Source organism: Kitasatospora sp. NPDC029367, from assembly GCF_055569135.1.
In genome coordinates, this window is the sequence record NZ_JBVHYH010000022.1 from 29,027 (window position 1) to 48,251 (window position 19,225).

Below are 19,225 nucleotides of genomic sequence, written 5' to 3' on the forward strand. Positions count from 1 at the left end.
CGGTGCACTAGTGCGCGCGGGGGTTGGGCCGACGGGGTCGGGGTCGGCTCGGGGGCACGTCAGGGGTGGGTGGGGGCCGGGGCCCGGTTCAGGACTTCGGCTCCGTGCCCACCAGGGTGTGCACCAGGTCCTCGCCCAGGGCCAGGCCGGTCGGCGACTCGTCCGGCAGGCCGTAGTCGCGGTACCAGTCGGCCGGGGCCTCCGGGTGCGGGCCGGTGACCGCCACCCGGCCCGAGCCGTACGGGGCGACCACGGCCGCGGCCCGGTCGTTGGTGTAGCGGGCCAGCACCCGCGCGTCCGGGCCCTCCACGTCGAAGTACGGGCCGTCCTGGAAGTACATCCGCCGCGGCTGCCCGCGCCAGGAGACGTCGACCAGGTGGTCCTGCTCGTCGGTGACGGTGGCGCCCCGGGAGTCGATGTACTGCCCGGAGTCGCCCGGCAGGAGGCCGTAGCCGGGGTCGTGGCCGGCCAGGTAGCCGCCCATGCACAGCCCCAGGTAGTGCCCGCCGCCGCGCACGTAGGCGCGCACCAGCTCCGGGGAGAAGCCCGGGTCACGCTGCAACAGGCGCCAGGCGGTGGACACCTCCTGCCCGTTGGTGCCGCCCGGCTGCACGTACAGCGCCGCGCCGGACAGCGCGTCCGGGCCGAAGCGGACCTCCTCCGCGGGCCCGATGTAGCGCACCGCGTAGCCGTCGTGCTCCAGCAGGTCGTGTGCCGCCTCCGGGCAGCCCTCGCAGGCCGCCGGGCCCCGGTAGACCAGCGCCACCGGACGGCCGTCCGGATCCGGCGCCACCCCGCCGGTCGCGTCCGCGCGCGGCGCCCGTGCGGCCAGGTCGGCGCTGTCCGGGCCGGCCCCGGAGGGGGGAGCCCCGCACGCCGACGCCGCCAGCACCACCGCCGCCAGCGCCAACGCCACCGCGCCCCGTCCCGCCCGTCCGGCCGCTCCGCCCCGTCCAGCCGCTCCAGCCCGTCCAGCCCTCATGACCTGCACTCCTGCCGCCCTCCCCGGGCCGTCACCGTCCGCCGCCACGACGCTACGGCCCACGCCCCCCGGCCCGCACACCAGCCCCCCTGACCGGGTGAACGGGGGGCTGGGGGTTGACCGGCCCCGGGGGGATCCGCAGGAGGCACGCGGTTGACGGCCCCGGGAGCCAGGAAGGCGCGGGAATCACGAAGGCGCGGGCGTCACGAAGGCTTGGCCGTCAGGAGGCCGCGGGTGTCAGGAGGCCGCGGCCGCCGCCAGCGGGGCCGGTGCCGGACGGGCCGGCGGGAAGCGCCGCAGCCGCACCAGCGCCAGCACCAGCAGCAGGGCCAGCGCCCCGGCCGCACAGGCCAGCGCGAACGCCGCGAGGTGGCCGTACGTGCCGACCAGTGGCCCCGCCCCCGTCACCGCCAGGCCCTGCCCCGCGATCAGCCCGCTGCCCAGCAGCGTCATCGCCTCCGCCATCCGACCCGCCGGCGCGACCCGCTCCACCAGCCCGAACACCGCGATCAGCGCCGGCGCCACCGCGAACCCGACCGCCCCCACCGCCACCGCCGCACCCGCCACCCCGCCCACCGGCAGCAGCCCCAGCAGCAGCACCGCCTGCGCGGCCACCGCCGTGCGCAGCCGCGCGGTGAGGTCGAAACGCTCCGCGAACGAGGCCAGCACGACCCCGGCCGCCGCGCTGCTCACCCCCATCGCCGACCAGACCAGGCCGCCGACGCCCGCGTCGCCCCGGGCCAGGTACTGCACGCCGGTGTTGGCGGCGCCGAACACCACGCCCTGCAGCACCGTTACGGCGACCAGCACCAGCAGCGGCCCGGAGAGCACCCGCCCCGCCGCCACCGCGCGCGCCACCGCCGCCGGAGCCGTGGGGTCCAGCGCGAACACCGTGCCGAACAGCGCCATCAGCGCCGCCGCGCACACCAGGCCCGCCGCCGGATGCACCGCCCAGGCCAGCACCCCGACCAGGGCGGGGCCGGCCACGAAACTCGTCTCGTCCACCACCGCGTCGAAGGCCAGCGCCGGGCCGACCAGTTGGTGGCCGTCCCGGCGCCCGCCCGCCAGCGCGATCCAGCGGGTGCGCGACAGCGGCCCGATCTGCGGCACGGTGAAACCGGCCAGCGCCGCGCACCCGGCCTGCACCGCCGGCGCCAGGCCGGCGACCGAGGCCACCACCAGGGCGGCCGTCAGCAGCGCGTTGGCCAGCGACGCCGCCAGGATCACCGGACGGTGGCCGCGCCGGTCGGCCAGCCGGCCCAGCAGCGGCCCGCCCATCGCCTGCCCGCCCCACAGCAGGCCCGCCACCACCCCGCCGCGGCCCACCCCGTCCAGCGCGGTCACCATCAGCAGCGTCCCGGTCGGGCACAGCGCGGCGGGCAGCCGGGCGAGGAAGGACACCAGGGGCAGCCGCGGCCCGGCGAGTCGGACGACGCCGTGCACGGCGCTGCGAGCGGACAAGGGGCGCCCTTCCTCGGTGGTCGGCGCGGACGCCCCCACTACACCGGACGACACGCGCGCTCGGCCATCGGCGGCGGCCACCAAGTGGCCCGCGCCGGGGGCGGGCCGGGGCTGGACGTTCCTCCGAGCCGGGCCCGTTCCGCCCCGGGCCCGCCCGCCGCCTCGGGCCCGGCCGCCGCCTCGGGCCCGGCCCGGGGCGCTCCGCCCCCACGGGGCTCAGTCCTCCCGCAGCGCCCGCACCACGGCCGACAGGTCCCGGTCCGCGATCGACGGGTCCGCCAGCAGCGCCTGACGGGCCGCCGCCAGCAGCGGGCCGCCGCCCGCCAGGGCGAGGTCCTTGGCGGCCAGCCGCACCGGGAAGTCCGACTCCGTGCTGCGCGCCCGGGCCACCACCCCCGCGAGCGGCCCGGCCGCCAGCACCTCCAGCGCCTGCTCCCGCGGCACGCCCAACTCGCCCGCCACCGACAGCACTTCGTCCAGGACCGCGACCGAGGTGACGATCGCGCCCATCACCACCACCTTCAACGCCGCCCCCGCACCGGGGCCCCCGCAGCGCCGCACCCGGCCCAGGTGGGACAGCACGGGCTCGGCGCGCTCCAGGTCAACGTCCTCGCCGCCCGCGTAGACGGTCAGCTCGCCGCGGGCGGCCGGGCCGACGCTGCCCAGCACCGGGGCGTCCACCAGGGCCACGCCGTCCGGCAGTTGCCCGCGCAGCCCGGCGACGGCGCGCGGGCCGATCGAGGACATGTCGATCCACAGGGTGCCGGGGGCCAGCGCGGCGGTGAAGCGTCCGGCGACCTCGGCGGCGGCCTGCGGGTCGGAGAGCATCGTGACCACGATGCCGGCCCCGGCCACGGCCTCGGCCGGGCTCGAAGCCTCGGTCAGGCCGTCGGCCCGGCCGGGCGTGCGGTTCCACACGGTCAACGGGTAGCCGGCGGCGGCCAGGCGACGGGCCATCGGCAGCCCCATCCGGCCCAGGCCCAGAAAGGCGATCTTTTCCATGGCCCCCACGCTAGGCACTCCCGAGCCAGGCGACAAACGAATGTCTCGCATGGTATTCATGCCCAATGGACATGGCTTGGCTGGACGTCTTCCGCACCGTCGCGCACCTGGGCTCCTTCACCGCCGCCGGCGAGCGCCTGGGCTTCACCCAGTCCGCGGTCTCCCGCCAGATCGCCACCCTGGAAGCCGAGTTGGGCGCCCCGCTGTTCGACCGCCTGGCCCGCGGAGTCCGGCTGACCGAACACGGCCGCGCCCTGCTCCCGCACGCCGAGGCCCTGCTGGAACGCCTCGACACCACCCGCCGCGACCTCGTCGCCCTCACCGAACTCGACGCCGGACGCCTGCGGGTGGGCGCCTTCGACAGCGCCAACGCCGAACTCGTCCCCGCCGCCCTCGCCGCCTTCCGCACCGCCCACCCGCAGGTCGAGACCACCCTCACCGAAGGCCTCAGCACCCACCTGCTGGAGCGCCTCGCCGACGCCACCATCGACCTCGCCGTGGTCGCCTCCTACGCCGAGAACCCCCAGGACGCCTACGACACCGACCAGTTCGACCTGCGCCCGCTGCTGCGCGACCCCGTCCTGGTCGCCCTCCCGCGCGGCCACCGGCTCGCCGGCCGGCGCCGCCTGCGACTGGCCGAACTCGCCGACGAACCCTGGATCGCCGCCCGCCGCGACCCCGGATCCACCCTGCTCGCCGCCTGCCTGCGCAGCGGCTTCCAGCCCCGCATCGAGTACGCCGTCGGCGCCTGGGCCGCCAAACTCGGCCTGGTAGCCGCAGGGTTGGGCCCCACCCTGATCCCCGCCCTGGCCGCCCGCGCCGCCCGCCCCGACATCGCCCTGGTCCCCCTCCACCCCCAGGACACCCCCGTGCGCCACGTCCGCACCGCCACCCTCCGGGGCCGCCGGGTGCCACCCGCCGTGACGGGCTTCCTCGGCTTCCTGCGCGAAGCGGCGCGCGCCGGCCGGCGCGACTGACGGCCCGCCGCCCCCGAACCGGTCCGCCGTCCCCGAACCGGCCCGCCGCCCCCGAACCGGCCGGCAGTCCCGAATCCGGCCGCAGGGAAACCGGGTTGAACGCGACGGGAGTGTGGGCGAGCATGCGGGGATGAGCGAGCGACCCGAGCGATGGACCCAGGCCACCGTCTACCCCGACATGTGGGCCGACCCGGCCGACGACCCGCGCAACAGCGAAGGCCCTTCCCCGGACGGCGAAGCCGCCACCATCGAGGACTACCTGACCAACTACCGCCACACCCTGCGGATGAAGTGTGAGGGCCTGGACGCCGAGCAGCTCGCCCGGCGCTCGGTGCCGCCCTCGACCATGTCGCTGCTCGGCCTGGTGCGCCACCTGGCCGAGGTGGAACGCCACTGGCACAACTGGATCCGCGAGGACGAGCCGCAGCCCAAGCTCTACGGCCCCCGCGACGCCGACTTCGACGGAGCGCTCCCCGACCCGGCCCTGGTCGAGGCCGCCTGGCGCGACCTGGAACGCGAACAGGCCGCCCTGGACGCCGCGTTGGCCGCCCACCCGGACCTCGGCGAGCGCCTCGGCAAGCAGCGGCTCTCGGTCCGGGAGCTCCAGGTGCACCGCATCGAGGAGTACGCCCGCCACTGCGGCCACGCCGACCTGCTGCGCGAGTGCGTGGACGGCCGCGTGGGCCAGTGACGGACCCGGCGGACGGCGGGCGGCGGACGACGGGCTCGGGAGAGTCTCAGGAGAGCCCGGCGCGGTGGCGCTCGAACTCCTCCGGGGTGCGCACCCCCTCGTCCAGGACGGCCCGGTAGATCCCCCAACTGCGCACGCTGCGCCCGTACTCGGGGCGGTCGGCCCAGGCGTGCTTGATCCGCAGGATCGCGGTGCGGGTCTGCCGGGTGAGCCTCGGGGGCAGGTCGCGCAGGTGGGCGAGGTCGGGCTGGCGGTCGGGGTCGTCGACGAACCACAGGTCGAGGGTCCAGTCGTACCCGGCCGGGCAGCGGTGGTCCAGGCCCAGGTAGAGGCCGTCGGGGTAGGCGGCCGGGTCCTCGTTCCAGGCGCCGGTGTCGTTGCGCAGGCGCACCTGCCGTACCCGCTCGTGCAGTGCCAGACGCGCCCCGGCGGCGGCCACCCGCTCGTGGACGGAGGCGTCCAGGCGCGGGCACACCACGGTGACGTCCAGGTCCCGGCGCACCATCAGGCCCAGGGCCGAACTGCCCACCCGCACCGGGGTGCCGAGCGCGCCGAGCAGGGCGTCCAGGCCCAGATCGGCGTGGACGGCGTCGGCCTCGGCCTGCAGGGCGCGCTGGCGGTCCAGGAGTTCGTCGTCGGTCGGCGCGGCGTTCGGCGGGTCGTTCGGCGGGTCGTTCGGTGCGGCGGTCGTCATCGGGGCAGTCTGCCACGGGCCCCGCGAACGGAATTGACCCATGGAAACGGTGATCGATTGCCCCCTGATCGTGGGTCTTTCCGCTCCTAGCCTGGTCACATGACGACGACGAAGAAGAACACCGCCACCGCCCCCGCTGCCCCCGCCACCGCCCCGGTCCTGGCCCGCCACGGCGAGGCCGAGACCTGCGCGGACCCGAGCGCCACCATGACCCTGCTCGCCGAGACGGCCCCGGGGGAGGGCGGCTTCACCGTCTACCGCTCCGCCTTCGCCCGGGGCGCGGTCGGGGCCCCGGCCCACTTCCACACCCGGGCCACGGAGCTGTTCTTCGTGATCAGCGGCTCGCTGCGGGTCCTGGTCGGGGAGGAGGTCACCGTCCTGAACGCGGGCGACTTCCTGGCCGTGCCCCCGAACACCCCGCACGCCTTCGCCGCCGCCCCGGGCTCCGAGGCCGACGTGCTGTTCGTGTTCGCCCCCGGCATGGACCGCTTCGACTACCTGCGCCTGCTGGGGACGGTCATGCGCGGCGAGGCCGACCCGGGGGCGATCGCCGCCTCCGCCGAGCGCTTCGACAACCACTACGTGGACAGCCCCGCCTGGCGCGCCGCCCTGGCGGGCCGGGCCTGAGCGTTCGGCCCGGGGGAGAGGGGGGCGAGGGGGGCGGCGAGGGCGGCGGGGGCCCTTCGACGGGCCGGGGCGGCCCGGGTGTGGAACGGTGGAAGGCCGGGGGCCCCAAGGCCGGGGGACCAGGGGGCCGGTTGCGAGAGGAGTCGCCATGTCGTCGAAGCGCCGCCGCAAGAAGAAGGCCCGGGCCAGGCGCGGGGCCAACCACGGCCGCCGGCCGCAGTGCTGAACGGCTCAACGGCAGAGCCGTACGGCCCCGCGTCCGACAACCGGACGCGGGGCCGTACGGTCACCCCGGGGCGGTACGGTCACCCCACGGAGTCGAGCGCGGCCGCCTTGCGCAGCAGCACCGCCCGCTCGCGGGTGTTGCGGCACAGCCGGGCGGCGAGTTCCAGCTCCGCCCGGGCCTCGGTGGTGCGCCCGAGGCGGGTCAGCAGTTCGCCGCGCACGCCCGGCAGCAGGTGGGAGCCGGCCAGGCGCCCGGAGACGGCCAGGTCGTCGACCAGGGCGAGCGCCGGTCCCGGTCCCTCGGCCATCGCGACGGCCACCGCCCGGTTGAGTTCGACCACCGGGGACGGCGCCACCCGGCCGAGCGCCTCGTAGAGCAGCACGATCCGTTCCCAGTCGGTGTCGGCCACCGACGGCGCCGCCGCGTGGCAGGCGGCGATCGCCGCCTGGAGGCCGTACGGGCCCAGGCCCCGGCCCAGGGCGGCGGCCCGGCCCAGGGCGGCGGCCCGGCCCAGGGCCGCCAGGCCGCGGCGGATCGCCGAGTGGTCCCAGCGGCGCCGGTCCTGGTCCTCCAGGAGCACCGCCTCCCCGTCCGGGCCGGTGCGGGCCGGGAAGCGCGAGGCGGTGAGCTCGAACAGGGCGAGCTGCCCGTGCACCTCGGGCTCCTCGGGCAGCAGGGCGGCCAGCGTCCGGGCCAGCCGCAGCGCCTCGTAGGCGAGGTCGGTGCGCAGCAGGTCGGCGCCGGCGGTGGCCGTGGAGCCCTCGGTGAAGACGACGTACAGGACGCTCAGGACGGCGCCCAGCCGTGCCCGCCGCTCCCGGGTCGGCGGCAGCTCGAAGGGGACGTGCGCGGCGGCGATGGTCTTCTTGGCGCGGGTGATGCGGGCCTGCACGGTGGGCACCGGCACCAGGAACGCCCGGGCGATCTCCTCGCTGGACAGGCCGCCCACCACCCGCAGGGTGAGCGCCACCCGGGCCTCGGGGGAGAGCACCGGGTGGCAGGCGGTGAACATCAGGGCGAGGACGTCGTCGTCGACCCGGTCGGGGTCGAACGGCAGCTCCGGCGCCGGTTCGGGCCCGGTCGCCGAGCCGGTGCTGAACTGGCCCTCGGCCAGGCCGCCGGCCAGCGCGGCGTAGCGCTCGTCCAGCGCCGAGGCGCGGCGGAAGGCGTCGATGGCCCGGCGCCGGGCGCAGGCCAGCAGCCAGCCCACCGGGTTGGCCGGGGCGCCGTCGCGCGCCCAGGAGACCAGGGCCTCGGCCAGTGCCTCCTGGGCGACGTCCTCGGCCAGCGTGAAGTCCCCGGTGTAGCGGGCGAGTGCGCCCACGATCCGGGCGGACTCGATCCGCCACACCGCCTCGACGGCCCGCCGGGCGGCCTCGGCGTCCGGCGGGCTGCCGGGGCCGTCGGTGGCTGCGGGCATCAGAGCTGGCCGGTGCGCTCGCGCCAGGCCCGCTCCTTGACGATCCACTCGTTGTCCTGCGGGAACTCCTCGATGCTCGGCACCCGGCGCACCTCGCACTTGGAGCCGGGGAGGGCCGGCATCCGCTTGGCCCACTCCACGGCCTCCTCCTTGGAGGCCACGTCGATCAGGTAGAAGCCGCCGAACAGTTCCTTGGTCTCCCCGTACGGGCCGTCGGTGACCACCGGCGTCTCCCCGCTGTAGTCGACCACCACGCCCTGCGACGGGTCGTCCAGCCCCTCGGCGGCCACCAGCACGCCCGCCCGGATCAGCTCCTCGTTGAAGCGCCCCACGGTCTCCAGCATCTCCTCGAAGGGCATCTCCATCATCTTCGCCATGGACTCGTCCGTGCCCCGCATGATCAGCATGTACTTCGCCATCACAGACCTCCTTCGACGGGGGGCCGCCTTCCGGCCCCTTCCAACCCAAGGTCGAACGGCGCGCCCGTGGATCGACACGCTCGACGAAGACGGACGATATTCCCTCCCGCCGACAGCCCCCGGCCGCCCCGCCGCCCGGGGAGCGCACAGCAACGGCGGCCCGGCCAGGTTCGCCCGGGCCGGGCCGCCCAACGGCATCCGCCGGCTCCCTGCACAGGAAGTCGGCCCGGCCGACTTCCTACGCCGGGAAGTCCCCCGCGCGGACGGCGGCGATGAAGGCGCTCCAGGCGTCGGCGCTGAAGAGGAGCGAGGGCCCCTGCGGGTCCTTGGAGTCGCGGACGGGAAGCACGCCCGGGAGCCCGTCCGCGACTTCGACGCATTCGTTGTCGGGGCCGCTGAACGAGCTCTTGCGCCAAGTGACGGTGGAGAAGTCGGGTATGTGCCTCATGCGTCGAGATCCTTGATAGAGGTGATCAGTTGCAGGGATTCCGTAGGCGGCAGTGCCTTCGTGGAGGCATCGTCCCAAAGCTCCGAGTACGCCTGCACCTCCGTCGCACCCTCGAGCCACATGGATCCCGACGGGTTGTCCAGCAGAACGACATCCATCGCGGCCTCGGAAGGGAATCCCAGGATCACGTAGGGCCCGGCCATGCTGGCGTGCGCGCCGACGCTGAACGGAACCACCCGGATCGTCACGTTGGGCAATGATGCCGCATGCGCCAAGTGCGCGAGCTGATCCCGCAGGACGGCAGGCCCGCCGACTTGTTGGCGCAGAGCACCTTCGGCGAGCACGACCGAGAGGAACAGCGGCGGGTCGGCGGTCAAGCGTTCCTGCCGCCGCAAGCGAACGGTCACGAACTGCTCGACTTCCTCCGGCCGCTTCCAGCGGCGGCCCGCCGCGGTGAGCGCGCGTGCGTAGTCCGGGGTCTGCAACAGTGCCGGGATCATCTGGCTCTGAAACGTGCGCACCGAGGACGCCACGGCCTCCAGTGCGACGAAGTCGCGGTAGGTGTCCGCGAGCACGTCGCCGTACTCGTTCCACCAGCCACTGCCGCGCCGCCGTTTGTTGGCCGTGCGAGCAAGCTCGGCCAGGCGCTCGTGAACGGTCGGTTCGTCATGCCTCGATCCGTTGCCGGGCGTTCTCGCCCGATCCTGATCCCCAACCCCACCGGAGGTGGCTCCGCCATGCCTGAAACCGATGCGCCCGTCAGTCCGTCCGCCCACCGCGGCTGCTGGTTCCCGCGATCGCGCCGCTCGCCGTCGCTCGCGCGGCGGATGCTGCGCGAGCTGCTCGCCACGGTGGCGGACGGCGACCGCTACCGCGAGGTCGGCGAGCTGCTCACCTCGGAGCTGGTGGGCAACGCCGTCCTCCACTCGGGCCTGCCGGGGCGGCTGATCTGGGTGTCCTTCGATCTGAACGCCACCCGGCTGCGCATCGAGGTGCACGACGCGGGCGAGCGGCCACCCGTGCCCCGGCGGCCCGACCCCGCCGCCGGGGGAGGGCGCGGGCTGCTCCTGGTGGCGGCCCTGGCCGGCGAGTGGGGGTGCTTCCCGCGCCCGGGCGGGGTGGGGAAGGTGGTGTGGTGCGAATGCGCGCCCGCCGCCTCACACGGAAGGAAGCCGTGAGCCGGATACGCGGCCCCGCCCGGGCTATCCCTCGGCCGCCGCCTGCTCCAGGGCGGCGCCGAGGGCGGTGGCGGAGGCGGCGATGCGCTGCAACTCGGCGAGGTGGGCGGCCAGGGCGCGGCGGCCCTCGGGGGTCAGGCGCAGCCAGGTGCGGGGCCGCTTGCCGACGTAGCCGCGGCGCAGCCTGACGTAGGAGGCGGCCTCCAGGGTGGCGGCCACCTTGCTCAGCGCCGACTCCGAGATCCCGCAGCCCTCCCGTACGGCGCGGAACTCCGCCTCGGCGCAGCCGGACAGGAAGGCGACCACGGCGAGCCGGGTGGGCTGGTGGATCAGCTCGTCGAAGGCCGGTTCCGGCGGCGGCTCGGCGCTCACTCGGCGCCCGCCCCGGCCGCCCGCTTGCGGCGCAGCAGCAGGAAGTGGGTCAGGCCCCCGGCCAGGCCGAGGGTGAGCAGGAACCCGGGCAGGCCGAAGGGCAGGGCCAGCGCCCCGGCCGCGGCCGGCGGCAGCAGCTGGAGCGCGGCCGCGCGCAGCCCGGCGGCCCCGCGCGGCAGCGCCGCGACGATGCCCGGCCGGTGCTCGACCCGGTGGCTGACCACCACGTGGCCCACCAGCAGCAGCGCCGCCACCAGTTGCAGCAGCGCCGTCACGATCCACAGCCGCTCCGGCAGCAGGACCGACAGGCCGATCCCGGCGAAGCCCGCCCCGAACAGGCCCGCGGCCGTGGCCGGGTACCAGGCGGGCAGCGGGTTGGGCCGCCGGGCCGCCGCCCGGGCCCGCTGCGCGGTGCGCAAGGACGCGAGGGCGTCCTCGGGGGCGATGTCGTGAACGCTCACCTGATGCTCCAACTCCCCGGTACCGGAAGGCTTCTGACAGCACCGGAGATCCTGGCATTTACTTTCCCGCCGGGCAAGTACTAGCGTGGCGGGCATGTGCAAGGGGGAGGCAAGGACATGACCGCGACGACGACGCCGCAGGAGCGCGCGGCCGAGCGCTCCGGAGACGAACGGCCCGGGGGAGAACCGGCGATCCTGACGTCCGGACTGCGGATGCGCTACGGCAGCCGGGACGTCCTGGACGGCCTGGACCTCAGGGTGGAACGCTCCGAACTCTTCGCCCTGCTCGGCCCCAACGGCGCCGGCAAGAGCACCACCATCGAGATCCTGGAGGGCTACCGCCGCCGCTCCGCCGGCGAGGTCACCGTCCTCGGACAGGACCCGGCCCGCGACGACCCCGCCTGGCGCGCCCGGATCGGGATCGTCCTGCAGTCCAGCCGCGACCACGGCCGCTGGCGCGTCGGCGAACTGCTCGGCCACCTCGCCCGCTACTACCCCGACCCCTACGAGCCCGCCGAACTGCTGGCCCGGGTCGGCCTCACCGACCAGGCCGACCGCACCGCGGCCACCCTCTCCGGCGGACAGCGCCGCCGCCTCGACGTGGCCCTCGGCCTGGTCGGCCGCCCCGACCTGCTCTTCCTCGACGAACCCACCGCCGGCTTCGACCCCGAGGCCCGCCGCGACTTCCACGCCCTGCTGCGCGAACTGCGCGACGAACGCGCCACCACCATCCTGCTCACCACCCACGACCTCACCGAGGCCCAGCAACTGGCCGACCGGATCGGCATCCTGCAAGCCGGCCGCCTCACCGCCTGCGGCACCCTGGCCGAACTCGCCGAAGCCGCCCGGGCCGAGTCCGAGGTGCGCTGGAGCGAACCCGACGGCACCCCGCGCAGCCTGCGCACCGCCGACCCCTCGCAGACGGTCTGGGACCTGCACCAGCGGCTCGGCGGACCGATCCCCGACCTGGAGGTGCGCCGCCCCAGCCTGGAGGACACCTACCTCGGCATGGTCGCCGCCACCCCCTCGACCGACCCGGCGGAGGCCGCGTGAACCCCGTGAAGCCCGTGAACCCCTACGTCCTCGGCCTGCGCCGCGGCGCCGTCGAACTGCGCCAACTCCTGCGCAGCCGCAAGGACTTCTACTCCTACCTGACCACCCCGCTGGTCTTCCTCGCCGTCTCCTACTGGCGCTCCGGCTCCGACGGCGCTCACGGCGCCGACGGCTCCGGCGACGCCCTGACCCAGCTCAGCCTGGCCGGCGGCATCGCCTCCACCGTCTTCATGTTCGGACTGATGACCGTCCCCCAGTTCCTCTCCGGCGACCGGGAGGACGGCACCCTGCTGCGCCTGCGCGGCGTCCCCGGGGCGATGCCCGCCTACCTGGTCGCCAAGGCGCTCTTCGTCCTGGTGACCATGGGCGCCTCCATCCTCCTGCTGCTGGCCGGCGGCGCCCTGCTGCTGCACGCCGACCTGCCCGCCACCCCCGGACAGTGGCTCACCCTGGCCCTCACCCTGCTGCTGGGCACCGCCGCCGTCGTCCCGATGGGCGCCGCGATCGGCGCCCTGCTGCCCCCGGCCCGCGAGGCCCTCGCGCTGTACATGATGCCCATGCTCGGGCTGATGTTCATCTCCGGCGCCTTCGCCCCGCTGCGCAACCTGCCCACCGCCCTCCAGGCCGTCGGCTCGGTCTTCCCGCTGCGCTGGATCGCCCAGGGAGTGCGCTCCGCCCTGCTGCCCGACAGCGCCAAGGCCCTTGAGGTGTCCGGCAGTTGGCAGCACCCGCAGATCACCGGCGTGCTGCTGTGCTGGGCCCTCGCGGGCTTCCTGCTGGCCCCCGGCCTGCTGCGCCGGATGGCCCGCAAGGAGTCCGGCTCCGTGCTGTCCGAACGCGAGCGCAAGCGCCTGGCCAAGAGCGCCTACTGAGCCATGAGCGCCCACTGACCCCCTGGCCCCGAAGAAGAAAGAGGTACCACCATGCTCGTCCCCCTGCCCGGCTCCCCGCAGCCGGCCGGCCTCGAACCGCTCAGGGCCGCCCTGCACGCCGCCCTGGACACCGCCGACCAGGTCGAACAGCCGGGCCTGCGCCGGGCCCTGCGGATCGTCGAGGACTTCGTCCCGCCCGCCGCCCCGACCCCGGTGGACTGGGCCCGCAGCGTCCTGGCACACGCCGGGATCGACCCCCGCACGGCCGAGGTCAAGGCCGTACGGGAACTGCGCCGCGCCCACCCCGGCCTCAGCCTCAGGGACGCGGTCGCACTGGTACGGCTGGTCGTCGGGCAGTCCGGCTGACGGCCGGCGGCCGCTGTTACGGCTGCGGCGCGAGGTAGCCGCCCACGAAGGCGTCCAGGTCCGCCAGGGCCGCGGCCAGGTCGGCGCGGGTGAGCTGCCCGGCGGCGGCCCCGGTGGCCAGCAGGTGGCCCAGCGCGGCCCGGCAGGTCGCGACGGGCGAGGCGGACGCCGGGAGGGCGCAGCTGACCTCCTGGGCGGGCCCGCCGGGCGACTGGAAGGTGACCAGGGCGACCGTACGGTTCGGCCCGCCGGCGGCCGGAAGGTTGGGCTCGGGGGCGTTCGCCGGGACACCGACGGCCGCCAGCAGCAGGCCCGGGGCCCGGGTGGGGAGCGGGTGCACCAGGGTCGCGGGCGAGCGCTGCGGGGCGTTGCAGATGGCGGGGGCGGCCCCGGCCGCGGGGAGCAGCCCGCAGGCCAGGTCGATCTCGGTCTGCGCGCCGCCGCTGACGAACACGGCCTGCACCACCGCGTCGAAGCGGGTGCCGGCCGGGTCGGCGGCCGGGGCGCCGGGGTGGACGTAGGCCTGCTGGCCGCCGTCCCCGGCGAAGAACACCGCGTCGCAGGTCCAGCCCGCGGGCGCGACCAGGAAGTGCACCTCACCGGGGTAGCGGGCGCCGTACACCGCCGCCGTCCCCGGCACGTCCACCCCGTCCGGCACCGGCACCGAGGCCGGTACGGCCCCCGGCGGCGGCCCCGGCGCACCGGCCCGCACCGGACAGGCCCGCACCGGCGCACTCCCGGCGGCGGAGGCCACCCCCGCCCCGGGCACCACCGCCGCGCCCGCGGCCAGCAGCACCGCCGCCGCCAGCACCCTCACCCGACGCCCATCGGACGCGCCACCCATGCCCCACCTCCAGCCACCCAGCGCAGACCCCCGGGACACGACGGACCGGCCGCCGCACTCCTCTCATCAGCCTAGAACCGCCTCCCGAGCCCCCGCGCGCCCGGACCGCACGAGGATCCCGTGAGGGCCGGGGTCCTGCGCGGGCAGCTGCACGACCCCGGCGGCGTCGAGGCGGACGACGGGGTGGGGCGGGCCTGCTGGGGGCGTTGTCGGTGCGGACCCCTACCGTGGGGGCATGATCGACTCCCAGCTGCTCCGCGACCTGCGCCGACGCTTCCCCGACCGCAGCGCCGAAGGCCGTACGGCGCCACAGCTGCCGGGGCGTCAGGTGGTGCCGTCGCTGTGGGTGAGCGACGGGCCGGCGCCGCAGGGCGCGTGGGAGCGGCTGCGCCGGGAGCACGCGCGCTCGGGGCTGTGGCCGCTGCTGCTGGCGCCCGGCAACGACGTCCCGCACCTGGAGGCGCGGGACCTGGGACTCGAACCCGGCGAACCGCGGGAGCCCGGCGGGTCGGGGGAGCCCGGCGGGCCGGGGGAGTTCCGGGCGGACCGGTACGACGTGGCGGCCCTGCTGCGCGAGTGGTGGGAGAAGTCGCTGCTGTGGTGCCCGAGCGGCGACCCGCAGGACCGGGCCGACCTGCTGGAGGCGCTGGCCCCCTACGGCGACACCTGGCCCGGTCCCGCCCCCGCCCTGGTGCCGCAGCGCGACCCGCAGGAGTGCGCCGACCGCCTGGCCCGCCAACTGCTGCGCGCCCGGCCCTCGTTGCGGATCGGCCTGGTCCGCGCGGACGGCGGCGCCCAGGCGCTGGCCGCCTGCGGCTGGAACGGCACCAACGGCCACGGCGACACCGGCGAGATCGCCGCCGTACTGCACGGCTGGCAGCAGCGCTTCGGCGCCCGCCTCGTCGAAGTGGGCGCCGCCTCCGTGGAGTTGAGCGTCGCGGCGCCGCCGACGAGCCGGGCGGAGGCGCTGCTGGTGGCGGCCGAGCACGCCGCGTTCTGCCCGGACAACGTCCTCGGGGCCGAGGAGGGCCTGGCCGGCTACGCCGAGGACCTGGTCGACGCCGCCCACTGGGGCTTCTGGTGGGACTGACGCACGGGCTGGGCCGACGCGGTGTCGTACGGTCAGCCCGCCCGCCCGGCGCGTAGGCCGTCCAGCAACTGCCGTACGTGGTCGGCGGCCTGGGCGGGTTCCAGTGGCTGGTGGCCGACCATCAGCCGGTACCAGAAGAGGCCGAAGAGCCGGTCGGTGGCCGTCTCCAGGTCGGCGGCGGGCGGGAGTTCGCCGCGCTGGACGCCGCGCGCGAGCAGGGTGAGCACGACCTCGCGGCGACTCTGCACCCACTGGCGGAAGGCTTCGGCGAAGGCGGGGTCGAGCTGGGCCTCGGCCATCAGGCCGCGCAGGGTGCGCACCCGCAGGGGGTGGGAGGCGACGCCGTACAGGGCGGTGGTGAAGGCGGTCAGGTCGCCGGCCAGGGTGCCGGTGTCGGGTTCGGGCATCCGCTGTTCGACGGCGGTGCGGTAGGCGTCCAGCACCAGTGGCGCCTTGGACTTCCACCATCGGTAGATGGTGCTCTTGGCGACGTCGGCGCGGGCGGCGACCCGTTCGACGGTGACGGCCTGGTAGCCGAGTTCCTCGACGAGTTCGACGGCGGCGGCCAGGACCGCGTCGTGGGCGTCCTGGCTGCGGATGCGGCCGCCGGTGCGACGGCCGGGGGTTTCTGCGGTTGGCACCCCGTCACCGTAGCAGCGTGCTACCGTTCAATCGAAACGCGACGGAGCGTTTCGATTGAGGGTCAAAGGATCCGGAAGGGTCCGAAGGATTCAAGGGGAGTGGATCGCACATGAGCGAGATCGTGGTGTCGCACGGCCTGGGCGCGAGCGACGACAGTGTCTGGTTCCCGTACCTGGCCGAGCGGTTGGAGGCCGCCGGGCACCGGGTCACCGTGCCGCGCCTGCCCGAGGCCGCCGCCCCGCAGCGGGAGGCCTGGCGCGCGGTCTACGGCGAGGCGGTCCGGGCGGCGGGGCCGGCCGGGTCGACCGTGCTGGTCGGGCACAGCATCGGCGCGGTCAACGTGCTGCGCTTCCTGGAGGGCCACGACCCGGAGGCCGACGGGGTGTTCGCCGGGGTGGTGCTGGTGGCCGCCTCGGCGCACGAGGTGGGCTACGAGCTGCTCGCGGGGTTCTTCGAGGGCGGCTTCGACTGGGAGCGGATCCGGCGTACGGCGCGCGGCTTCCGGGTTCTGCAGGCCATGGACGACCCGGTGAACCAGCCCGACCCCGCCGAGCACGTGGGGCTGTTCGTCAGAGGCCTGGGTGCCACCGCCGTGGTGACCGCGACCGGCGGGCACTTCGGCGCCGCCCCGGACGACCACGTCGAGGTGCCGGAGGCCGTGCGGCTGGTCACCGAACTGCTCGACGCCTGACGGCGGCCCACGGCGGCCCCCGGTGGCCCGCGGCGGTTCACGGCGGGGCCGTCACCGCCGGCCCGTCACCGCGGGGCCGTCGCGGTCCGGAGGCGGCGGGGCTCCACCCGGGAGGTTTGCGTCAGATTGACGATAATCGGTTCGCCGGGCTAGCGTGCCGGGCATGCGAGTGATCCTGACGCGCGACAGCCTGCACCCGGGAGACGACCCACCACACCACTGGGACTTCACCGTCGACCCAACGACCACCCTGGGCGACCTCATCGACCGGGCAGTCAACTACCCCTACCGGATCGACGGTTCCAGCTGGTCGGCAGCCCTCGAGGGCACCCCTGCGGACGAGGCCCCGATCGCCACCGTGTCCATGCACTGGGCGAAGCCACGCTTCACGAACGAGGCGGACCGGCAGCTGCGCCTGGACTCGGTGGCCACCGCTCCGGGCGAGCTCAGGCTGCACTTCCGGTACCACCCGGGAACCGTCCCGGTGGAGGAACGGGAGGAAAGGGAGGAACCCGAACCCGTCCCGGCGAAGGGGACCGGGCCCGGCCTGCTCTCGATGGTCCCGCTCTTCCCCCTGGGCCTGCTGTTCGAAGCGGTCCGGTGGTACTGGGAGCGGTGACGGAACCTGCCCGCAGGGTCCGTCACCGCGTGGCCGTCGCGGCCCGGGTCCGCTCGGCGCGGGCGCGGGTGCGGACCTCGGCGACGGCCGGGCAGGTGGCGTAGACCCGGGCCAGGTGGGCGAGGTGGTCGGCCTCCCCGTCCAGGGTGTCCAGGGACTCCAGGGAACCCAGGGTGTCGGCGGCGGGCGAGGCGGGTGCGGCGGGCCCGGGCAGGGTGCCGGCCGCGGCCAGTTCCAGGGCGGCGGCCAGCGACGCCGCCTCGGCGGTGGCGGCGGTGTGGTCGGCGGGCGGCGGGAAGCGCCGGGTGGCGCGGTCGAGCCACTGCGCGGCGCGCGGGTCCAGGTGCTGGCGCAGGATCAGCCGGGCGTCGTGGATCTCGATGATCCGCCGGTAGAGCGCGAACCGGGGGTCGCGCGGGGGCAGCGGCAGCCGGCGGGCCGGGTCGAGGGCGATCTCCGGCAGCACGGTGTGCAGGTCGCGCCAGAGCGGGGTGAGCGCCCGGTAGCGGCGGTGGGCGCGCAGCCAGCCGCGCACCGCCCCGGTCGCCGCGGGCCACAGGGTGCTGGCCAGGCCGGCCGCGATCAGCGCCGCGCACAGCCCGCCCAGCGCCGCGCACAGGAGGTCCTCGGGACCGTCCTGGCTGCCGGTGACGGCCGCGCGCAGCACGTCGTCCACGCTCCAGGCGTTCCACAGCAGCCCGGCCACCAGCCCGCCGGCCACCAGCCGCAGCCCGGTGCCCAGCCGCCCGGGGCCGGCCGCGCGGGCGCGCCGGGCCAGCTCGCGCAGCAGCGCGGTCAGGCACACCGCGGTGTGCAGCATGCCCACGGCGGTGTACCCGGCCAGCGCCAGCCGGGCGGACAGCGCGGGGCCGACGCTCAGGTCCTGGCCCGCCAGGCCCGGCGCGGCGGCGGTGATCAGCGCCACCCGCAGCCCCAGCACCCCGGCCAGCAGGGCCAGTCCACCCCGCACCTCCCGCCGTACGGGCCCGGCGGCGTCAGCGGCAGTGTCGGTGCCGTCGCCGGTGCCGTTGCCCGCGGCGTCGGCCGCCCGTAGCGCCGGTACGAGCAGCCGCATCGCCGCGGCCGCGCCGTCGCGCAGCCCGTCGCCCAGCACGATCACCAGCACCGCCAGCACCGGAACCCCCGTGCCCTGCACCGCCCGTACGGTCGGCGGGGCGAGCACCAGCAGGGCGGTGCCGAGCAGGGCCGTGCCGTAGCAGGTGAAGCGGGCGGCGGCGCGGGAGTCGATCCGGCTGCGGGAGAAGTGGGCGGAGCTGAGCACGAAGAACAACCCGACGGGGTAGAGGGCGAGTTCGCTCACGGCCGGCGCCCCTGCGGCCCGGCGTCCGTCGGGCCCTCGTCCGTCGGCCCGGAGTCCTGCGGTGCGTCGTCGTTCGGGCCGTCGTCGTTCGGCCCGCCGTGCCGCCTGGCGGCCAGCAGGACGCCCAGCGCGTCCAGCGACCCGCCGGCCGGCGCCCGCCCGGCCCCCGACTGGTCGGCGGCGTCGGCCCGTTCCGCCCGGCTCAGGATCAGCGAGGCCAGCAGCTCCGCCTCCCGCTCCTGCGGCTCGTCGTAGCTGGTGCGCCCCAGCACCCGCTGCACCAGCGCGGGGGAGAGGTTGGGCAGCAGCGCGGCGGCCGGGGCCAGCGGCGCGGAGCCGGCGTGGTCGAGCATCAGGTGCGCGATCTCGTGCACCAGGATGTGCCGCTGGTGCAGCACACCGGTGTCCGCCGCGTACAGGATGTAGTCCGCCTCCAGGGTGGAGACCAGCAGCCCGCAGGGGGCGTGCGGCCGGGCCGGCACCGGCAGCAGCTCGATCGGCCGTCCGCGCCGCACCGCCAGTTGCTCCAGCAGCACCACCGGGTCGAACGGGCGCGGCAGCTCCAGCCGTTCGGCCATCCGGCGACAGCGCCGCAGCGAGGACCGGTAGCCCCGGCCGCCCCACAACTCACCCCACAACCCGAGCTCCCCTCACCGCTCCCACCCCTACGGTTCCTCCCCCGGCGCCTCCGCACGGGCGTCCCACGCTCCTGCGCCCGCCCCTCACCCCGGCGGCCCCGTACCCCGGCGGCCCGGAGGCCCCGCGGGGT

Annotated in this window: 25 protein-coding genes; 11 read left to right on the top strand and 14 right to left on the bottom strand. The window is 76.0% G+C overall.

What is annotated here, in order from left to right; all coding sequences use genetic code 11:
- Positions 1-88: 88 nt before the first annotated feature.
- From ACZ4W5_RS14800 to ACZ4W5_RS14810, 3 genes are all read right to left on the bottom strand, one after another.
- Entirely contained in the window at positions 89-916 is an 828-nt protein-coding gene (locus tag ACZ4W5_RS14800; RefSeq protein WP_465654717.1) for a BPL-N domain-containing protein, read from the bottom strand.
- 303 nt (positions 917-1,219) lie between these two features.
- A complete protein-coding gene (locus ACZ4W5_RS14805) occupies positions 1,220-2,443 on the bottom strand; it encodes an MFS transporter (RefSeq protein ID WP_465654719.1) in 1,224 nt (407 codons plus the stop codon).
- A 216-nt stretch (positions 2,444-2,659) separates the two neighbouring features.
- Positions 2,660-3,445 (bottom strand): NAD(P)-dependent oxidoreductase, encoded by a 786-nt coding sequence (locus ACZ4W5_RS14810; RefSeq protein WP_465654721.1) that lies wholly within the window; start codon positions 3,443-3,445, stop codon positions 2,660-2,662.
- 65 nt (positions 3,446-3,510) lie between these two features.
- Here ACZ4W5_RS14810 and ACZ4W5_RS14815 point away from each other — a divergent pair, with 65 nt between their 5' ends.
- Together ACZ4W5_RS14815 and ACZ4W5_RS14820 are read left to right on the top strand one after the other, a co-directional pair.
- Positions 3,511-4,422 carry a LysR family transcriptional regulator gene (locus tag ACZ4W5_RS14815; RefSeq protein ID WP_465654723.1) on the top strand — a complete coding sequence of 304 codons (912 nt, stop codon included), beginning with the start codon at positions 3,511-3,513 and terminating at the stop codon, positions 4,420-4,422.
- A 130-nt stretch (positions 4,423-4,552) separates the two neighbouring features.
- The gene (locus ACZ4W5_RS14820) at positions 4,553-5,113 is read left to right on the top strand and encodes a DinB family protein (protein ID WP_360232191.1); all 561 of its coding nucleotides are present in this window, start codon (positions 4,553-4,555) and stop codon (positions 5,111-5,113) included.
- A 46-nt stretch (positions 5,114-5,159) separates the two neighbouring features.
- Here the strand turns inward: ACZ4W5_RS14820 and ACZ4W5_RS14825 are convergent, their stop codons facing one another.
- The gene (locus tag ACZ4W5_RS14825) at positions 5,160-5,807 is read right to left on the bottom strand and encodes a hypothetical protein (RefSeq protein WP_465654725.1); all 648 of its coding nucleotides are present in this window, start codon (positions 5,805-5,807) and stop codon (positions 5,160-5,162) included.
- Positions 5,808-5,906: 99 nt separating this feature from the next.
- Here ACZ4W5_RS14825 and ACZ4W5_RS14830 point away from each other — a divergent pair, with 99 nt between their 5' ends.
- Complete coding sequence (locus tag ACZ4W5_RS14830; RefSeq protein WP_465654726.1) at positions 5,907-6,434, top strand: cupin domain-containing protein; 528 nt, start codon at positions 5,907-5,909, stop codon at positions 6,432-6,434.
- Positions 6,435-6,582: 148 nt separating this feature from the next.
- Positions 6,583-6,660 carry a hypothetical protein gene (locus tag ACZ4W5_RS14835; RefSeq protein WP_464336931.1) on the top strand — a complete coding sequence of 26 codons (78 nt, stop codon included), beginning with the start codon at positions 6,583-6,585 and terminating at the stop codon, positions 6,658-6,660.
- Positions 6,661-6,739: 79 nt separating this feature from the next.
- Here ACZ4W5_RS14835 and ACZ4W5_RS14840 read toward each other — a convergent pair whose 3' ends face one another.
- The 4 genes from ACZ4W5_RS14840 to ACZ4W5_RS14855 all read right to left on the bottom strand — a co-directional run bounded on the left by ACZ4W5_RS14840 (position 6,740) and on the right by ACZ4W5_RS14855 (position 9,522).
- Complete coding sequence (locus ACZ4W5_RS14840) at positions 6,740-8,080, bottom strand: RNA polymerase sigma factor (protein WP_465654728.1); 1,341 nt, start codon at positions 8,078-8,080, stop codon at positions 6,740-6,742.
- On the bottom strand, positions 8,080-8,499 hold the full coding sequence (locus tag ACZ4W5_RS14845; RefSeq protein WP_465654730.1) for a YciI family protein: 420 nt from the start codon (positions 8,497-8,499) through the stop codon (positions 8,080-8,082). The genes ACZ4W5_RS14840 and ACZ4W5_RS14845 overlap by 1 nt, the downstream gene beginning before the upstream one ends.
- A gap of 238 nt (positions 8,500-8,737) precedes the next feature.
- A complete protein-coding gene (locus ACZ4W5_RS14850) occupies positions 8,738-8,947 on the bottom strand; it encodes a DUF397 domain-containing protein (RefSeq protein ID WP_465654732.1) in 210 nt (69 codons plus the stop codon).
- On the bottom strand, positions 8,944-9,522 hold the full coding sequence (locus ACZ4W5_RS14855) for a DUF5753 domain-containing protein (RefSeq protein ID WP_465654733.1): 579 nt from the start codon (positions 9,520-9,522) through the stop codon (positions 8,944-8,946). The genes ACZ4W5_RS14850 and ACZ4W5_RS14855 overlap by 4 nt, the downstream gene beginning before the upstream one ends.
- Before the next feature lie 162 nt (positions 9,523-9,684).
- Here ACZ4W5_RS14855 and ACZ4W5_RS14860 point away from each other — a divergent pair, with 162 nt between their 5' ends.
- Positions 9,685-10,125 (top strand): ATP-binding protein, encoded by a 441-nt coding sequence (locus ACZ4W5_RS14860; RefSeq protein WP_465654735.1) that lies wholly within the window; start codon positions 9,685-9,687, stop codon positions 10,123-10,125.
- Between the two features lie 24 nt (positions 10,126-10,149).
- Here the strand turns inward: ACZ4W5_RS14860 and ACZ4W5_RS14865 are convergent, their stop codons facing one another.
- Together ACZ4W5_RS14865 and ACZ4W5_RS14870 are read right to left on the bottom strand one after the other, a co-directional pair.
- Positions 10,150-10,497, bottom strand: coding sequence for a transcriptional regulator (locus tag ACZ4W5_RS14865; protein ID WP_360232177.1), 348 nt, complete (start codon positions 10,495-10,497; stop codon positions 10,150-10,152).
- Positions 10,494-10,958, bottom strand: coding sequence for a hypothetical protein (locus tag ACZ4W5_RS14870; protein ID WP_465654737.1), 465 nt, complete (start codon positions 10,956-10,958; stop codon positions 10,494-10,496). Before ACZ4W5_RS14870 ends, ACZ4W5_RS14865 begins: the two co-directional genes overlap by 4 nt.
- Positions 10,959-11,075: 117 nt before the next feature.
- Between ACZ4W5_RS14870 and ACZ4W5_RS14875 the strand changes: the two genes are divergently transcribed.
- The 3 genes from ACZ4W5_RS14875 to ACZ4W5_RS14885 are packed head-to-tail and all read left to right on the top strand — an operon-like array spanning position 11,076 to position 13,249.
- Positions 11,076-12,011 carry an ABC transporter ATP-binding protein gene (locus ACZ4W5_RS14875; RefSeq protein WP_465654739.1) on the top strand — a complete coding sequence of 312 codons (936 nt, stop codon included), beginning with the start codon at positions 11,076-11,078 and terminating at the stop codon, positions 12,009-12,011.
- A complete protein-coding gene (locus ACZ4W5_RS14880; protein ID WP_465654740.1) occupies positions 12,008-12,883 on the top strand; it encodes an ABC transporter permease in 876 nt (291 codons plus the stop codon). The genes ACZ4W5_RS14875 and ACZ4W5_RS14880 overlap by 4 nt, the downstream gene beginning before the upstream one ends.
- A gap of 51 nt (positions 12,884-12,934) precedes the next feature.
- Complete coding sequence (locus ACZ4W5_RS14885; RefSeq protein ID WP_360232168.1) at positions 12,935-13,249, top strand: hypothetical protein; 315 nt, start codon at positions 12,935-12,937, stop codon at positions 13,247-13,249.
- Positions 13,250-13,265: 16 nt separating this feature from the next.
- Here ACZ4W5_RS14885 and ACZ4W5_RS14890 read toward each other — a convergent pair whose 3' ends face one another.
- Positions 13,266-14,093 carry a hypothetical protein gene (locus ACZ4W5_RS14890; RefSeq protein ID WP_465654742.1) on the bottom strand — a complete coding sequence of 276 codons (828 nt, stop codon included), beginning with the start codon at positions 14,091-14,093 and terminating at the stop codon, positions 13,266-13,268.
- Positions 14,094-14,328: 235 nt separating this feature from the next.
- Here ACZ4W5_RS14890 and ACZ4W5_RS14895 point away from each other — a divergent pair, with 235 nt between their 5' ends.
- The gene (locus tag ACZ4W5_RS14895; protein WP_465654743.1) at positions 14,329-15,183 is read left to right on the top strand and encodes a DUF4253 domain-containing protein; all 855 of its coding nucleotides are present in this window, start codon (positions 14,329-14,331) and stop codon (positions 15,181-15,183) included.
- Positions 15,184-15,215: 32 nt separating this feature from the next.
- Here ACZ4W5_RS14895 and ACZ4W5_RS14900 read toward each other — a convergent pair whose 3' ends face one another.
- Entirely contained in the window at positions 15,216-15,824 is a 609-nt protein-coding gene (locus tag ACZ4W5_RS14900) for a TetR/AcrR family transcriptional regulator (RefSeq protein ID WP_465654745.1), read from the bottom strand.
- A gap of 110 nt (positions 15,825-15,934) precedes the next feature.
- Here ACZ4W5_RS14900 and ACZ4W5_RS14905 point away from each other — a divergent pair, with 110 nt between their 5' ends.
- Together ACZ4W5_RS14905 and ACZ4W5_RS14910 are read left to right on the top strand one after the other, a co-directional pair.
- On the top strand, positions 15,935-16,516 hold the full coding sequence (locus ACZ4W5_RS14905) for an RBBP9/YdeN family alpha/beta hydrolase (RefSeq protein WP_465654747.1): 582 nt from the start codon (positions 15,935-15,937) through the stop codon (positions 16,514-16,516).
- A gap of 163 nt (positions 16,517-16,679) precedes the next feature.
- Positions 16,680-17,135 (top strand): hypothetical protein, encoded by a 456-nt coding sequence (locus ACZ4W5_RS14910; protein ID WP_465654748.1) that lies wholly within the window; start codon positions 16,680-16,682, stop codon positions 17,133-17,135.
- A gap of 22 nt (positions 17,136-17,157) precedes the next feature.
- Here the strand turns inward: ACZ4W5_RS14910 and ACZ4W5_RS14915 are convergent, their stop codons facing one another.
- The gene (locus tag ACZ4W5_RS14915; protein WP_465654750.1) at positions 17,158-18,456 is read right to left on the bottom strand and encodes an MAB_1171c family putative transporter; all 1,299 of its coding nucleotides are present in this window, start codon (positions 18,454-18,456) and stop codon (positions 17,158-17,160) included.
- A complete protein-coding gene (locus ACZ4W5_RS14920) occupies positions 18,453-19,094 on the bottom strand; it encodes a ParH-like protein (protein ID WP_360232150.1) in 642 nt (213 codons plus the stop codon). Before ACZ4W5_RS14920 ends, ACZ4W5_RS14915 begins: the two co-directional genes overlap by 4 nt.
- Positions 19,095-19,225: the final 131 nt, after the last annotated feature.

Excerpts from the sequence above, each read along its gene's own strand:
- ACZ4W5_RS14810 (WP_465654721.1), bottom strand. The coding sequence starts at position 3,445 with ATGGAAAAGATCGCCTTTCTGGGCCTGGGCCGGATGGGGCTGCCGATG.
- ACZ4W5_RS14815 (WP_465654723.1), top strand. The coding sequence starts at position 3,511 with ATGGACATGGCTTGGCTGGACGTCTTCCGCACCGTCGCGCACCTGGGC.
- ACZ4W5_RS14820 (WP_360232191.1), top strand. The coding sequence starts at position 4,553 with ATGAGCGAGCGACCCGAGCGATGGACCCAGGCCACCGTCTACCCCGAC.
- ACZ4W5_RS14825 (WP_465654725.1), bottom strand. The coding sequence starts at position 5,807 with ATGACGACCGCCGCACCGAACGACCCGCCGAACGACCCGCCGAACGCC.
- ACZ4W5_RS14830 (WP_465654726.1), top strand. The coding sequence starts at position 5,907 with ATGACGACGACGAAGAAGAACACCGCCACCGCCCCCGCTGCCCCCGCC.
- ACZ4W5_RS14835 (WP_464336931.1), top strand. The coding sequence starts at position 6,583 with ATGTCGTCGAAGCGCCGCCGCAAGAAGAAGGCCCGGGCCAGGCGCGGG.
- ACZ4W5_RS14840 (WP_465654728.1), bottom strand. The coding sequence starts at position 8,080 with ATGCCCGCAGCCACCGACGGCCCCGGCAGCCCGCCGGACGCCGAGGCC.
- ACZ4W5_RS14845 (WP_465654730.1), bottom strand. The coding sequence starts at position 8,499 with ATGGCGAAGTACATGCTGATCATGCGGGGCACGGACGAGTCCATGGCG.
- ACZ4W5_RS14850 (WP_465654732.1), bottom strand. The coding sequence starts at position 8,947 with ATGAGGCACATACCCGACTTCTCCACCGTCACTTGGCGCAAGAGCTCG.
- ACZ4W5_RS14860 (WP_465654735.1), top strand. The coding sequence starts at position 9,685 with ATGCCTGAAACCGATGCGCCCGTCAGTCCGTCCGCCCACCGCGGCTGC.
- ACZ4W5_RS14875 (WP_465654739.1), top strand. The coding sequence starts at position 11,076 with ATGACCGCGACGACGACGCCGCAGGAGCGCGCGGCCGAGCGCTCCGGA.
- ACZ4W5_RS14885 (WP_360232168.1), top strand. The coding sequence starts at position 12,935 with ATGCTCGTCCCCCTGCCCGGCTCCCCGCAGCCGGCCGGCCTCGAACCG.
- ACZ4W5_RS14890 (WP_465654742.1), bottom strand. The coding sequence starts at position 14,093 with ATGGGTGGCGCGTCCGATGGGCGTCGGGTGAGGGTGCTGGCGGCGGCG.
- ACZ4W5_RS14895 (WP_465654743.1), top strand. The coding sequence starts at position 14,329 with ATGATCGACTCCCAGCTGCTCCGCGACCTGCGCCGACGCTTCCCCGAC.
- ACZ4W5_RS14905 (WP_465654747.1), top strand. The coding sequence starts at position 15,935 with ATGAGCGAGATCGTGGTGTCGCACGGCCTGGGCGCGAGCGACGACAGT.
- ACZ4W5_RS14910 (WP_465654748.1), top strand. The coding sequence starts at position 16,680 with ATGCGAGTGATCCTGACGCGCGACAGCCTGCACCCGGGAGACGACCCA.